Below are 13,592 nucleotides of genomic sequence, written 5' to 3'. Positions count from 1 at the left end.
TCAGCCCTTGATGGCCTTGATGACCGCTTTTGCGGCGTCTTCCGACGATGCCGGGTTCTGGCCGGTAATCAGGTTGCCGTCGACCACCACGTGAGAGCCCCAGTCGTCGGTCCGACTGTAATCACCACCGCTCTCCTTGAGCATGTCTTCCACCAGGAACGGAACCACATCGGTCAGCTGAACCGCCGCTTCCTCGCTGTTGGTGAACCCGGTCACCTTGCGGCCTTTGACCAGGGCTTCGCCGTTGGGCCCCTTGACGTGACGGAAGACACCGGGGGCGTGACACACCGCGCCGATCACCGTGCTGTTGCCCGCCGCTGCTTCCAGCAGCGTGATGGACGTCGGGTCCTCGGCAAGATCCCACAGCGGACCGTGACCGCCCGGATAGAAAATGGCGTCGAAATCGGATGAGCTGACGCTGTCCAGCTTCAACGTATTGGCCAGCGCCTTGCGGGCTTCGGTGTCCTGTTTGAAGCGGCGCGTGGCGTCGGTCTGGGCGTCTTCGGCGTCGCTGTTGGGGTCAACCGGAGGCTGGCCGCCGGCAGGGGATGCCAGGGTGACGTCGATGCCGGCGTCCACGAAGGCGTAATAGGGGGAGGCAAATTCCTCGAGCCAGAAGCCGGTCTTGTGCCCGGTGTCGCCCATCTGGTCGTGCGAGGTCAGTACCATCAGTACTTTCATGTTGTTCCTCCTGAGTGCGTCATTGAATACCGTGGTTCAACGCTAACGTATATTAGACCGGTCGTCTAATAGCTGGTTGCCGGTATATTTCTGCCTCTATAGAAGTATATAGGGACCGATACCGCCGTTATTCAACCCGTCACGTCGGGATGATCAGTTCGCCTCGATCCATTGTCGCAGGCGGAGATAAGCGTCATCCGTCAGGGTCGGGTTGGCGGCAAACCAGAGCCGTTCCAGTGCGGTCATGATCGCGCTGGCCCGTTTCAGTTCCGATACGCCGAACCCGGTCATACGGCTCAGTGTGGTGATCTGATCACTGTTCAGTGCGAAACCGTTGATGGCGCCGCCCACATCCAGGCGCGGATCGCCGGCGCCGGCGAACTCCCAATCCAGCAGCGTCCAGCCGCCGCGACCGATCAGCAGGTTCCCCGGATGCCAGTCGTGGTGGCAGAGGACCCGGCAGTTGGGCGGCTGGTAGTGAGTCAACAGGGCATCGACACGCCGTTGTGCAGCGGACGCATCAGGGCCGCAGCGCCGTGCCAGTCGGGTCATCTGCTCCGGAATATCGATGACAGGCAGCGGCGTCGTGATGGTGTGGACGCTTTCCAGGGCGTGAGCCAGCCAGTGGAGCCGGGTCGATGCGCCACCCAGGGGCGCTTCGCCGTGCATCCATTCGCTCAGCATGCTGTTGGCATCGTGGTGATGGACGATGGGCGCCCAGGGCTGTCCGGCGATGGTGTTGAGCACCTGCCGTTCCCGGGCAGTATCGATCCCCAGCGCATCCGGGTGCGGATGGTTCAGGCGCAGTGCAAACACGCCTTCGTCGGCGGTGAGCCGATACACCTCATTGCACAGACCCGCATTGACGCGAGCGGCGTGGGCATGGCGCAACCGGCGTTGCCAGTCCTCCGGCAGAGGGGCAAGCAAACGGTCGATGTCGGGGGGAGGCGGTGACGTCATGGCGGATCCGGCAGAAAGCTCTGGCCGGTGTTATCGCACAGCAGTCAGTGACGATCAAATGACCAGAGTTGGCCGTAGTCCATGGACGGCAGCATTTCCGGGACTTCCACCTGCTGAATTTCGTATTCCGGGCGGGAGCAGTCGCGCCTGAAGGCGCCGATGTAGCGGTTGCCGGTGGGGCTCATGATGGCCTGGGCCTGGGTGCCCTGCAGGCCGGAGGCGCGATGGGTCACCACCGCCACTTCGCCGTTGGCCAGCCGCACCAGTGAGCCCGGCGGATAAGCCGTAATGGCCTTGAGCAGGGCGTCGTGGATACTGCGGTCGTGCAACCCGTGGCTGGCTTCGGCCAGTTCGGACCGGGCCTGGGTGATGCTGAAACGGTCGCGGTAGGCGCGCCGGGTGATCATCGCGGTGTAACGCTCGGCCAGCGCCAGCATACGCGCTTCCGGCAGGATGTCCCGGCCGCTGAGGCCCTCGGGATAACCGGAACCGTCCGGCTGTTCATGGTGCTGGCTCACGATTTTCAGCAGCAGACGGTTGTCGATCCCCGCCCGTTCCAGGGCGGCAACGCTCAGGATGGGGTGCTTGCGGATGATAGCGCGCTGGTCGTCGCTCAGCCGGCGCCGGGACTGGTTGAGCTTGTCGAGGATCGGCAGCAGGGCGAGGTTGGCGGTCAGGGCGGCGCCCAGCAGAACCAGTACCCGTTTGTCGTCCATTCCCAACTGCTGGGCCGTGAAATAGCAAATGATGGCGTAGAACAGGGTTTGTTCGTAGGCGGTTGGCTCCACAGAATACAGGTGCACCAGCGCCAGGCACGGATCCGGTGCTTCCCGGCAGCAGCGGACCACCAGGTTGGCCAGGCCAATCACCCGGCGCTGGGCATCCGGTGACTGGTTCTGCACCGACTGCAGCGTCACTTCCAGGGTCCGCAGGAGTTCCGGGTAGTCGCTGAAGGGGTTGCGGGGCCGGATGTCTTCCTCGGGTTCCGGCTCCGGTTCGGGGGCATCGCTGCGGCGGGGATAGAACAGGCCGCGCTCGAACAGCTGCTCCAGCTGGACGTCGGTCTGGATGACGTATCCCTGGGTCAGCAGTACATTGCCGTCCGCGTCATAGACGGTCCACGGCAGTGGCTTGCCGATAATCAGGGCGCCAGGGGCGATTCGGACTAGGTTTGGCACAACGCGCACGCTTTCCGGAGCTTATTATAATTGAGGCCTTCCAGAGGCCCATCCGACCAATTTAGCCTATTTCTTTCCGGGTTGTAATAGACCGGACGCGCGAAAGACGCCCTGTAACAAGTTTTTGCTTTCCGGAGGGCTCAGCCGGTCTCACCGGCGTGGCTGATCACCGTCTCGGGGGCGCCGTCGGCCAGCTGGCGGCGGATGGCCTCGGGGATGGGCGTCTTGCCGCCGACCCGGGCGTCGATCAGGACGTAAGTGATGTCGGCGGTCATGACGAGGCGCTGCTCGCGGTATTCCACAAACGCGATGTGCAGGCCGAACGACGTGTTGCCGATCCGGCCCGGCTCGATGCGGGCGCAGAGGACGTCATCGAAGTGGGCGGGGGCGTGCCAGTTCTGGTTCAGGTTGACCACCTGGATATCCACCCCCTGGTCCAGCAGGCGCTGGTAGTCGCCGAACAGCGTGCGGATGTACTCGTTCATGGCGATATCGACATAGTCGCCGTAGCGGGCGTTGAACACCACGCCCTGAGTGTCGCATTCGCCATAGCGCACCCGCAGGCGGTATTCAAAAGGCTCAGGCATGCGGTCATGCTCCTTTCAATTATGGGATCTGCTTCGTAACATTTGGTACAAGAGGCTACCCTTTTTTCCGGAACCGACTACGCTGTTGACAGATTCCGGGCGGATCACGGAAGGACTGTGCGCCGTGTCATGGCGCAAGGTCGGGTCGCCCACCGACAATAACCAATAATAATCGGGACACCGCCGTCCCCGCTTTGGCTGGCTTGCGCACCATGTTCTATCGATTGAGACACGACTTTCAACTGTCGATCATTACCCTGCTCGGTGCCTGTGCGGTTTTTGGCATTACCCCGTTTGCCGTGTTCCGTTTCCTGACCGGGAACGTCACCGCCGGCATTACCGACCTGCTGATCCTGGCTTCCATCTGCGCCGCCGTGGCGTACGCCTGGCTGACCGGCGACAATCGCCGCGCCGGCTTATGTCTGGCGGTGTTCACCTGCACGGGTGGCGTGATGGTGGCCTCGTTGCTGGGAGATGAAGGGCTGTTCTGGCTGTTCCCCGCCCTGGTCACCAGCTTCTTCCTGGCCACACCGATCGTGGCGGTGGTAGTGAACAGCATGGCCCTGGCGGCGTTGATGATTGACGGTTCCGCCTTTGATTCCCATGAACAGATGCTGTCTTTCGTCACCACCTGCATCGTGGTCAGCAGTTGCGCCTACATCTTTGCCCGGCGCAACGAGCATCAGCGCGAGCGCCTCGAACGACTGGCGACCCACGACCCACTTACCGGCGTGAAGAATCGTCGGGCCATGGAGGAGGAGATGCAGGCAGCGGTGGCCAACCACATCCGCAATGACATGCCCTACGCCCTGATCATCTTCGATCTCGATCACTTCAAGCGCATCAACGATGCCTACGGACACGCCCGGGGGGATGAGGCGCTGGTGGAGTGCACCGACCTGGTCCGGCGCTGTACCCGCCGCAGCGATCAGCTGTTCCGGTTTGGTGGAGAAGAATTCGTCCTGTTGATGCCCGGTGTACAGGCCAGCGGCATCCAGGCGGTGGCGGAAAACCTGCGGCACAAAGTGGCCAGCGAACTGCAGACGCCCACCGGTCCGATCACCGCGTCATTCGGTGTCTCCTGCCTGCAGCCGGGGGACGATGCCGAATCCTGGCTGGCCCGCGCCGACGACGCCCTCTACGAAGCCAAGAGCCGCGGTCGCAACCAGGTGGTGATCAGGCTGTTGCCGGCTGAGCCGACACCCGGAAGCGAAATAGCCTCGTCCCCAGCATCAGACCAGCGGATACCAGGCTGACCGTCAGCCCGACCCAGAACCCGGCCGCGCCCATGGGCTCGGCGAACGTATCGGTGAACGTCAATACCCAGCCCAGCGGCAAACCGATCCCCCAGAACGAGAATACCATGATCACCATGGGAACGCTGGTGTCCTTGTAACCGCGCAGCGCGCTGATGCAGGTGACCTGGGTGACGTCGGCGATCTGGAACAGGGCGGCGAACACCAGCAGGTGCATCGACACCGCCTGCACCGCCGGATCGTTGGTGTAGAGGGCGGCGATCAGGCTGTTGCCCAGCCACAGGATCGAGGCGAAACACAGGGCAATGGCGACCGACAGTATCAGCGTACTGCGACCGAGCAGGCGTGCAGTGTCCGTCTCGCGGGCGCCTACCAGGAAGCTGATGCGCAGCGTCAGGGCCATGCCCAGACTGAGCGGCACCATGAACACCAGCGACACCACGTTCAGGGCAATCTGATGACCCGCCACCACCACGGGTCCCAGCGGTGCCAGGAACAGCGCGATCACCGAGAACATGCTGGCCTCGACGAAGATGGTGAACCCGATCGGTACGCCCAGTCGCAGGACTTCGTTGATGATCTCCCAGTCCGGCCTGGCCCGCTCCCGCCACAGGTGAAAGTGGTGGAAGACCCGGCTGCGATTCAGGTAGACCAGCAGGCTGAGCATGGCGATCCAGCTGGATATCGACGTGGCCCAGCCGCAGCCGACGCCGCCCATGGCCGGCATGCCCAGCTTGCCGTAGATGAAGATGTAGTTCAGGGGCAGGTTGATCAGCGTGCCCAGCACCGAAAACGCCATGATCACATGCGTATGGCCCAGCCCGTCCGTCAACCCACGCAGGGCAGTCATCAGCAGGATGGCCGGCACGCCCCAGCAGAAGGCGTCCAGGTAGCCCTGGGTCAGCAGCGCAGTGTGCAGGTCCAGCCGCAGCAGGTTGAGAACGGGCCGCACGTTGAGCAGCAGGCCCACCATGATCAGCGCGGCGCCCAGCCCGATGTAGATGCCCTGCCAGGTGACCGGCATGATCTGCCCGAAGGCCCGGGCGCCCCGGTGACCGGAAACGATGGGCTGCAGCGCACCCAACACACCCATGAACATCAGGAACAGCGGCACCCACAGGCTGCTGCCGATGCCCACCGCGGCCAGGTCTTCGGCGCTGGCGTGGCCGGCCATGACCGTATCGATCACGCCGTTGGCCACCTGGGCGATCTGAGCGATCAGGATGGGGCCGCCCAGAAGCGCCAACGTCTTCCACTCCGCCAGGGTGCGGGCCACGGTGCCTTGCCGGGCTTCGGGAATGGGCTGATGGGTGTCGTCCACGGGTCTTGCGTCCAAGGTGAAAGGGCGGTTCAGGGAGATAGAGCGCGGTTGAGACTATCATGAAGCCACACCGCAGAGCTGACTCAGGTCATAGTGGAATCTACGGATGCCCGGACACCTGCTAGACTGCGGAAGTCCCGTTGTGTCGGGTCCGCCGGCACCCACCGTCACAAGGAAGATGACCATCAACCGCTTTGTCCAGTTTCGAAGTCACGACGGCCGCCTCTCGCTGCGAGACGGTCGCGATCTGGTCTACACCGACCTGGGGGATCCTCAGGGTACGCCGATCCTGTTTGCCCACGGTATGCCCGGCTGCCGCATGGAGGGCTGGTTCTTCCATCGCCAGGCCCGGCGCCACGGGTTTCGCATCATCACGCCGGACCGGCCGGGGATTGGCGGCTCCACGTTCCAGGCGGACCGCGTGCTGTTGGACTATCCCGATGATGTGGCCCAGCTGGCGGATGCGCTCGGCATCGACCGGTTTATCCACATGGGCTGGTCCAGCGGCGGCTCGCGGACCCTGGCCTGTGCCTATGCCATGCCCGAGCGGGTCCGGCTGGCGGTGTCCCTGTCCGGGTATACCAATTTCGCCGAATACGACGGCCGCAAGGTGTTGCTGGAGGCCACCCGCTGGCCGGGTCCGATGCTGGCGCGGATCAGCCCGACGCTGCTGCGGTTGGTGGTGCGGGTGGTGATGCGCCTGTCACGCCGCCATCCGGGCCTGTACATGCGTGAGGCCCGTCAGCTGATCAGCGCCGACGATCGGGCACTGCTGTCGTCCTTCATGCGCACCCAGCTGTTCCGGGCGGATCAGATCACCTGTCTGGAAAGCGGGGGCCGGGCCATCGCCCAGGATTTGATGACCGAACTGGTGGACTGGGGGTTCCGTCTGCGGGAAGTCGGCGTGCGCACGCTGATCTACCAGGGGCGCGAGGATCCGTTCGTGCCGGTGGCCTATGCCCGTCACCTGGCGGAGAACCTGCCCAATGCGGATGTCCGCCTGCTTCCGGACGCTGGGCATCTTTATCCGCTGTCTGAAACTTTCCAGGCTGAGCTGTTCGAGCGTCTGCGGGAAATCGTCAAAGCCGCGTGAGGGGCAACATGACCCGGACGCAGAGTCCGGGGCGCCCGTCGTCCCGGTCTTCCAGCACAAGGCGGCCGCCGTGGAGTTCGGCAATCCGGTTGGCGATGGCCAGCCCCAGACCGGCGCCGCTGCCCTGGCGCTGATCCAGTCTTACGAACCGTTGCAGGGCCCGTTCCCGAGCCTCCGGGGCAATGCCCGGTCCACTGTCGCAGATCCTCAGGCAGGTGTCGGCGCCCTTTTCCGTTAATTGCAGGGTGACTTCACTGCCGGCCGGGCTGTACTGGATGGCGTTGGCGGCCAGTGACCGCACCAGGGTGGCAATCAGCGCGCTGTGGCAGAGAACCCGGTCGCTGTCGACGCGATCGTCGAGAATCAGTTCCACGTTGTCCCGGAGCGCCACCGGGGCCACATCGGCCACGGCCTGGGCCACGATGTCCGAAATGCTGTCCAACTGGGGTTCGCCGGGGGCGCCAGCGTCAATGCGACTCAGCAACAGCATCTGTTCGACCAGGTGATTCATCCGGTCTACCGACGCCAACAGGTCCGCAAATTGCCCGGGAGATTTTTCGCTGGCCTCTTCCAGGTTCAGGCGCAGGGCGGCCAGCGGTGTGCGCAGCTCATGGGCGGCATCGGCGGAGAACTGGCGTTCCCGCTCCAGCGCCTGATCCAGGCGTCGCAGCAGGCCGTTGACGGCACTGACCAGACCATGGACTTCCGGCGGAGCCTGCTTTTCGTCGAGGTGGTGAATGCGTTCCGGCGCCATGTTGCGGATCGGGCGTTCCAGTTGGCGCAGCGGCCGGAAGGTCCAGCGGATGGCCAGGACCACCAAAACCAGCAGGACAGGCAATACGATCAACAGCGGCAGCACGTTGCTCATGGCCAGTTCACCGCTCAGTTCGCTGCGGATATCCTCGCGCTGACCGCTCAGGATCCACAGGCCGGTTTCCGGATCGCGCAGCGTGAAGGTGCGCCACTGGTAGCCGCCGGATTCGGCCCACGCATAGCCGGGCGAGGGCCGGTCACTCTGTTCGGTGAGGGCGGGCGACGACAGCAGGGGGGTGCTGTCCTTCGCCCAGATCTGGAAGGCGATTTTCTTCTCGTATTTATGGCCCAGCTGATTGGGCAGGGCTTCATCGCCGTCGTCCGGGTCGTCCACGCCGGGCGGCAGTTGCAGCGAGTCTTCCAGCGCGTCCTTCAACTGGCCCAGTGGCTGATCGTGAGAGAGGTGGTGAACCAGACCCTGAACGATCCGGGCGCTCTGGGCCAGTTCGGCATCGAACACTTCTTCCAGTTCATGGTTGCTGCCCAGATAACTCCAGACGGCGGCAACCAGGGCCAGGAACAGGGTCAACAGGGCGACGGTCAGGGAAAGCTTGCGGGTCAGGGACATCAGGACACGGCATCGGCGTTGCGGGCTTCATTGGAGTCGAGCATGTAGCCGACCCCGCGGACAGTGCGAATCAGCGTCTTGCCGATTCGCCGGCGCAGGTGGTGGATGTGGACTTCCAGGGCGTTGCTTTCGGCGCCGTGGTCCCAGCCGTACAGCTGGTCTTCCAGGCGTCGGCGGGTGGCGACCTGGTCCGGGTGGCGCATCAGGTAGTGCAGGATCTGGAATTCCGCCCGGGGCAGGGTCACGGCACTGTCGGCGAGGAACAGCTGGCCGTGTTCGGGATTCAGCTTCAGGTGGCCGACGACCAGGCTGCTGTCGGCCTTGCCTTCGGCGCGGCGGGTCACGGCACGGATGCGGGCTTTCAGCTCGGCCATGACGAATGGCTTGGTCATATAGTCGTCGGCGCCGGCATCCAGTCCTGTGAGCTTTTCATCCATATCGCCACGGGCAGTGAGGATGATGATCGGCGTTGGAACGCCGCGCTTGCGCACGTCCTTGAGGACGTCCAGCCCATCCTTGCGGGGCAGGGTCAGGTCCAGCAGGACGAGATCGAAATGCTCGTCGGCAATGGCATTGGCCGCTTTCTGGCCATCGTCGATCCAGTCGACGGTGTCGTGGTGTTCCCGCAACATGCCCAGCATGGTCCTGGCCAGGTGGTGATCGTCTTCGACCAGCAGTATCCGCATTCCTGAATCCTTTTCCCGCAACGCCCGCAAGGCTTCCACAGAAAGCTTAAGTATGGCTTAAGAAACCGATGTCGGCGGCTTAAGTTTTCATTAAGGCGGCTCCTCTAGTCTGTGTAAACCTGACGAGAGAGACCGATGACCATGCCTGATACCTTGCCTCATCCGGACCGGCTTTCATGGCCCGAGGATTTTCGCCCCGAGCTGAGCCTGGCCGGTCGTAGCCTGTGTTCCGTCAGCCCGGATTCCCCTGCCGAAGAGCAGGTTGTCCGATTCATTCAAAGTCGCTTCCTGGATGCCTATGGTGCGCGACCACGCCTACGTATTGCCAGCCTGATGGCCCTGCTGAGTCCCGAAAACCGGGTGTCCGCTGCGGTGGGTGTCCGTTGCGCCGCCGAAGAACGCCTGTTTCTCGAGGATTACCTGGACGGGCCGATCGAGTCCGCCATTCCGGACGGTTCCGCCCGCTCTTCCATTATCGAAGTGGCGCACCTGGCCGGGGTCGAGCCCGGCGTCAGCCGGTTCCTGTTCCCGCTACTGACCATCTGGCTCGCCGACCGCGACGTGCAGTGGATCGCCTTTACCGGCACGTCCCACCTGCGAAACAGCTTCGATCGGATGGGCATCCGCACCGAGATCGTCGGCAACGCCGATCCTGCGCGCCTGCCTGACAAGGGCCGCGGCTGGGGCCGCTATTACCAGCACTCGCCCATGGTCATGGTGGCTCATGTGCCCTCGGGCCATGATGCCCTCACGCGACTGGGCCTGCTGCGGCACATCCACCGGGTGCCAGCTGCGGGAGGGCGCTATGAGCTCACTGCTTGATACCGTCTTGCAGCGGGTGATGGAGCAGCCCGACGCCATTGCCCTGAAGTCGCCGGATGAAAGCTTCACTTACGAAGAACTGATGACCGCCGTGGAAGTGCTGGCAGAGCGCCTGCGTGAGAGTGGCCTGCAGCGGCTGGGTCTGTGTGGTGACAACAGTCCGGGGTGGATCATTGCGGATCTGGCCTGCCGTCTGGCCGAGCTGGTGTGTGTGCCGGTCCCCGGTTTCTTTTCGGAGAAACAGGTGCAGCATCTGTGCGACAGCGCCGGATTACAGGGGCTGCTGTTCGGTCGCCCTGCGGATTTGCCGTCAGGCGATATCGAATCGGTCCCGATCTGGGGGCCGGTCTGCCTGCGGACGCTGCACACGACCGGCGTTGAAGGCCATGTGCCGGCAGGTACGGCCAAGATCACCTTTACCTCTGGCAGCACGGGCACCCCACGCGGCGTCTGCCTGTCCGGCGAGCATCAGGATGCGACGGTCCGGGCACTGGCAGAGCGGGTCGGCTCCCTCGGCATTCGACGCCACCTCTGTGTGCTGCCGCTGGCGACGCTGCTGGAGAACGTCGCCGGCGTCTATCTGCCTTTGTCCCTGGGGGCGACGGTCCATGTCTGGCCAGTCAGCCAGCTGGGCTTCACCGGCAGCAGCCAGCTGGATGTGCCGAAGTTGCTGCAGGCCTTGCACGCCTGTCAGCCCGATTCGCTGATCCTGGTGCCGGAGCTGGCCACGCTGCTGGTGACCGCCGCGGAACAGGGCGCACTATCGGGACTGCGCTTCCGCTTCCTGGCTGTGGGAGGCGGTAAGGTCTCGACGGCGTTGCTGGATCGCGCCGACGCTCAGGGCCTGCCGCTCTATGAAGGCTATGGCCTGTCCGAGTGTGGCTCGGTGGTGGCACTCAACGGCCCCGATGCCAACCGGCCCGGTTGCGTGGGCAGGCCGCTCTCCCATGTCGAGGTGTCGGTGAGCAATCTGGGCGAGATCCTGGTGCGCGGCAATACCCACCTGGGGTATCTGGGCGATGAACGACGTCCCCGGGAGCCTCTGGCTACCGGCGATCTGGGCCAGTTCGATGACGATGGCTTCCTGGTCGTCAACGGCCGTTCCAAGAACCTGCTGATCACCAGCTACGGTCGCAATATCAATCCCGAGTGGCTGGAGAGTGAGCTGGTGCAGTCTGTCGGCGCGCGTCAGGCGCTGGTATTTGGTGACGGTGAGCCGAGACCCCGTGCCCTGTTGGTGATAGCCGACAGCCGGGACAGTGACGCCGTGGCGCGTGCCGTGGCGGAGCTGAATCGGACGCTTCCGGACTACGCCCGCTTGTCACAGCTCTATATCCGCCGTGAACCGTTGTCACCGCATCAGGGGCACGTTACTCCCAATGGCCGCCTGATCCGGCCCCGTTTAATGGCCGATCTCGGTGAGCTGCTGGCGGCCGCTGAACAAAGCGATCCGGCCGCCATCACCCTATCCGAAGCCCGTTGCGGCTGATCCAGAACCACGAGGAATGATCCATGGCTTTCTTTGACCAACTCCAGGCACAGACCGAACCGGACCGGGCGCACGTGATCGGCGCACCGGTGATGGGGGCCATCCAGGAAGGGCGCTTTACCCTGGACAGCTACACATACTTCCTGAGCCAGGCCTATCACCACGTCAAACACACGGCGCCGTTGATGATGGCCTGTGGCGGTCGTTTGCCGGAGCGTCTGGAACACGTGCGCAAGGCCTTGGTGGAATACATCGAGGAAGAGTACGGCCACCACGAGTGGATCCTGAACGACCTCACCGCCTGCGGCGCCGAGGCTGACGCCGTACGTCACGGCACGCCGGATTTGCCGATCCGTCTGATGGTGTCCTACCTGTATGACCTGATTGCCCGGGGCAACCCGGTTGGTCTGTTCGGCATGGTCCAGGTGCTGGAGGGCACCAGCGTGTCGCTGGCCACGCCGATGGGCCAGCAGATCCAGAAGCACCTGGGGCTGCCCAACCAGGCCTTCAGCTACCTCTATTCCCACGGCAGCCTGGACCAGGACCACTTCGACTTTTTCCGCAACCTGATGGACAGCATCACCGACCCGGCTGATCAGGCGGCGATCGTGGACACCGCCAAGGTGGTGTACCGGTTGTACGGCGACATGCTGCACGCCATTCCGTTGCCCGACCAGGAGGAGAGTCGACTGTATGGAACTGCGTAACCGCGTTTTCCTGCTGCTGGGCGGCAGTGGCGGCATCGGCCAGGCCCTGATCCAGCCGCTGGTGGAAGCCGGCAGCCGGGTCATTGTGGCCAGTCGCCACCCCAAGCCGATGGTCGGTCGGGCCGATGGCGTGGAGCAGGTCAGTCTCGACCTGGCTGCGCCGGACCTGCCCCGGGTGCTGGCGGATCTGTCGAAAGCCTATCCCGACATTGACGGTGTGATTCACTGCGCCGGGCAGAACATCTTCACCGGTATCGAGGACCTGCCGGTGGCGGCGCTGGACAGCCTGCTCAGCGTCAACCTGCGCAGCGCTATCCTGGTGGCCCATCACTTCGTGCCGCGTTTCCGGCGTCAGGGTCGCGGCGCGTTGGTCTTTGTGGGTTCCACCTTCGGCAGCATCGGCTTTCCCGGCTATGGCGTCTACTGCGCCACCAAATTTGGCGTGCGGGGCTTCAGCGAATCCCTGCGTCGGGAACTGGCGGATACCGCGATACAGGTGCTTTACGTTGCGCCCCGGGCGACCCAGACGTCGATGAATCCAACCGCGGTCAACGAGCTCAATGCCGCCCTGGGCAACCGGATGGATTCGCCGGAAGCCGTTGCCGGGGAGATCCTGGCCGCCATGAAGAGCGACCAGCAGCGTCGTTACCTGGGCTGGCCGGAAAAGCTGTTCGTTCGTCTCAACGGGATACTGCCACGGCTGGTGGATCGCGCCATGCTCAAACAGTTGCCCATTATCCGTCGTTTCCTGCAATCCGGAGTGTCTTCATGAAAACCCTGATCCATTGGACGGCCGCACTGGCCCTGACGCTGCTGGCCTTTGGCCAGGCCCAGGCCGCGAACCTCGACCAGGACCTGCTGAAAGTCCAGCGTGACTGGGCCCACGTGAATTACGAAGTGAAAGGCGACGATGCCCGCGAGAAAGCCTTCAAGGATCTTGTCCCCGAGGCGGAAGCCTTCGTGAAGGCCTACCCGGACCGGGCTGAGCCGCTGATCTGGCAGGGCATCATTCTCAGCACCTATGCCGGCGCCAAGGGCGGCCTGGGTGCCCTGGGTCTGGTGAAGGACGCCAAAGCGTCCCTGGAAAAGGCGCTGAAGATCGATGAGAACGCGCTCGAGGGATCCGCCCACACCTCCCTTGGCAGCCTCTACTACAAAGTGCCGGGCTGGCCGATTTCCTTCGGTGACGATGAAAAGGCGGAAGAGCACCTGCGAGCCGCCCTGAAGATCAATCCGAACGGGATCGATCCCAACTACTTCTACGGGGATTACCTGGTCGACCAGGACCAGCCCGAGCGGGCCAAGGTCTACCTGGAACGCGCCCTCGCCGCACCGGATCGGCCTGAGCGGCCGGTCGCCGACGCCGGCCGCCGCCAGGAAATCCAGGCGCTGCTCAAAGATATCCAGTGAGTCTTGCAGCCGGTTGATAGC

General features: G+C 63.8%; 14 protein-coding genes. 7 read left to right on the top strand and 7 right to left on the bottom strand.

What is annotated here, in order from left to right:
- The 4 genes from EB809_RS14840 to EB809_RS14825 all read right to left on the bottom strand — a co-directional run bounded on the left by EB809_RS14840 (position 1) and on the right by EB809_RS14825 (position 3,406).
- Positions 1-681 (bottom strand): type 1 glutamine amidotransferase domain-containing protein, encoded by a 681-nt coding sequence (locus EB809_RS14840; RefSeq protein ID WP_123635611.1) that lies wholly within the window; start codon positions 679-681, stop codon positions 1-3.
- Positions 682-834: 153 nt separating this feature from the next.
- The gene (locus EB809_RS14835; RefSeq protein ID WP_123635610.1) at positions 835-1,641 is read right to left on the bottom strand and encodes a phosphotransferase; all 807 of its coding nucleotides are present in this window, start codon (positions 1,639-1,641) and stop codon (positions 835-837) included.
- 44 nt (positions 1,642-1,685) lie between these two features.
- Positions 1,686-2,819, bottom strand: coding sequence for an HD-GYP domain-containing protein (locus EB809_RS14830; protein WP_123635609.1), 1,134 nt, complete (start codon positions 2,817-2,819; stop codon positions 1,686-1,688).
- Between the two features lie 140 nt (positions 2,820-2,959).
- Positions 2,960-3,406, bottom strand: coding sequence for an acyl-CoA thioesterase (locus tag EB809_RS14825; protein ID WP_123635608.1), 447 nt, complete (start codon positions 3,404-3,406; stop codon positions 2,960-2,962).
- A gap of 224 nt (positions 3,407-3,630) precedes the next feature.
- On the opposite strand from EB809_RS14825, the gene EB809_RS14820 reads away from it, so the two are divergent.
- A complete protein-coding gene (locus EB809_RS14820; RefSeq protein WP_317848726.1) occupies positions 3,631-4,662 on the top strand; it encodes a GGDEF domain-containing protein in 1,032 nt (343 codons plus the stop codon).
- Here the strand turns inward: EB809_RS14820 and EB809_RS14815 are convergent.
- Positions 4,583-5,983 (bottom strand): MATE family efflux transporter, encoded by a 1,401-nt coding sequence (locus tag EB809_RS14815; RefSeq protein WP_123635607.1) that lies wholly within the window; start codon positions 5,981-5,983, stop codon positions 4,583-4,585. The two genes, EB809_RS14820 and EB809_RS14815, sit on opposite strands and share 80 nt — an antisense overlap.
- A 178-nt stretch (positions 5,984-6,161) precedes the next feature.
- Between EB809_RS14815 and EB809_RS14810 the strand changes: the two genes are divergently transcribed.
- Positions 6,162-7,076: an alpha/beta fold hydrolase gene (locus EB809_RS14810; protein ID WP_123635606.1), complete on the top strand. Its 915-nt coding sequence runs from the start codon at positions 6,162-6,164 to the stop codon at positions 7,074-7,076.
- On the opposite strand, the gene EB809_RS14805 is transcribed toward EB809_RS14810, so the two are convergent.
- Positions 7,063-8,457, bottom strand: a complete 1,395-nt coding sequence (locus EB809_RS14805) for an ATP-binding protein (protein ID WP_123635605.1) — start codon at positions 8,455-8,457, stop codon at positions 7,063-7,065. The genes EB809_RS14810 and EB809_RS14805 overlap by 14 nt on opposite strands.
- Complete coding sequence (locus tag EB809_RS14800; RefSeq protein ID WP_123635604.1) at positions 8,457-9,143, bottom strand: response regulator transcription factor; 687 nt, start codon at positions 9,141-9,143, stop codon at positions 8,457-8,459. Before EB809_RS14800 ends, EB809_RS14805 begins: the two co-directional genes overlap by 1 nt.
- 135 nt (positions 9,144-9,278) lie before the next feature.
- Here EB809_RS14800 and EB809_RS14795 point away from each other — a divergent pair, with 135 nt between their 5' ends.
- From EB809_RS14795 to EB809_RS14780, 5 genes are read left to right on the top strand one after another with little or no spacing between them, the layout of a single operon-like run.
- A complete protein-coding gene (locus EB809_RS14795) occupies positions 9,279-9,965 on the top strand; it encodes a thermostable hemolysin (RefSeq protein ID WP_223807983.1) in 687 nt (228 codons plus the stop codon).
- Positions 9,949-11,454: an AMP-binding protein gene (locus EB809_RS14790; RefSeq protein WP_190294921.1), complete on the top strand. Its 1,506-nt coding sequence runs from the start codon at positions 9,949-9,951 to the stop codon at positions 11,452-11,454. Before EB809_RS14795 ends, EB809_RS14790 begins: the two co-directional genes overlap by 17 nt.
- Positions 11,455-11,477: 23 nt before the next feature.
- Complete coding sequence (locus tag EB809_RS20975) at positions 11,478-12,161, top strand: TenA family transcriptional regulator (RefSeq protein WP_165495774.1); 684 nt, start codon at positions 11,478-11,480, stop codon at positions 12,159-12,161.
- Positions 12,148-12,933, top strand: coding sequence for an SDR family oxidoreductase (locus EB809_RS14785; RefSeq protein WP_123635603.1), 786 nt, complete (start codon positions 12,148-12,150; stop codon positions 12,931-12,933). Before EB809_RS20975 ends, EB809_RS14785 begins: the two co-directional genes overlap by 14 nt.
- Positions 12,930-13,571 (top strand): hypothetical protein, encoded by a 642-nt coding sequence (locus tag EB809_RS14780; RefSeq protein ID WP_223807982.1) that lies wholly within the window; start codon positions 12,930-12,932, stop codon positions 13,569-13,571. Before EB809_RS14785 ends, EB809_RS14780 begins: the two co-directional genes overlap by 4 nt.
- The last annotated feature ends 21 nt before the right edge of the window (positions 13,572-13,592 follow it).

It is taken from the genome of Marinobacter sp. R17 (assembly GCF_003789045.1).
Classification (GTDB): Bacteria; Pseudomonadota; Gammaproteobacteria; order Pseudomonadales; family Oleiphilaceae; genus Marinobacter_A; species Marinobacter_A mangrovi.
The sequence above is the reverse complement of the archived record's forward strand: the minus strand, read 5'-3'. Positions and strand labels throughout refer to the sequence as shown.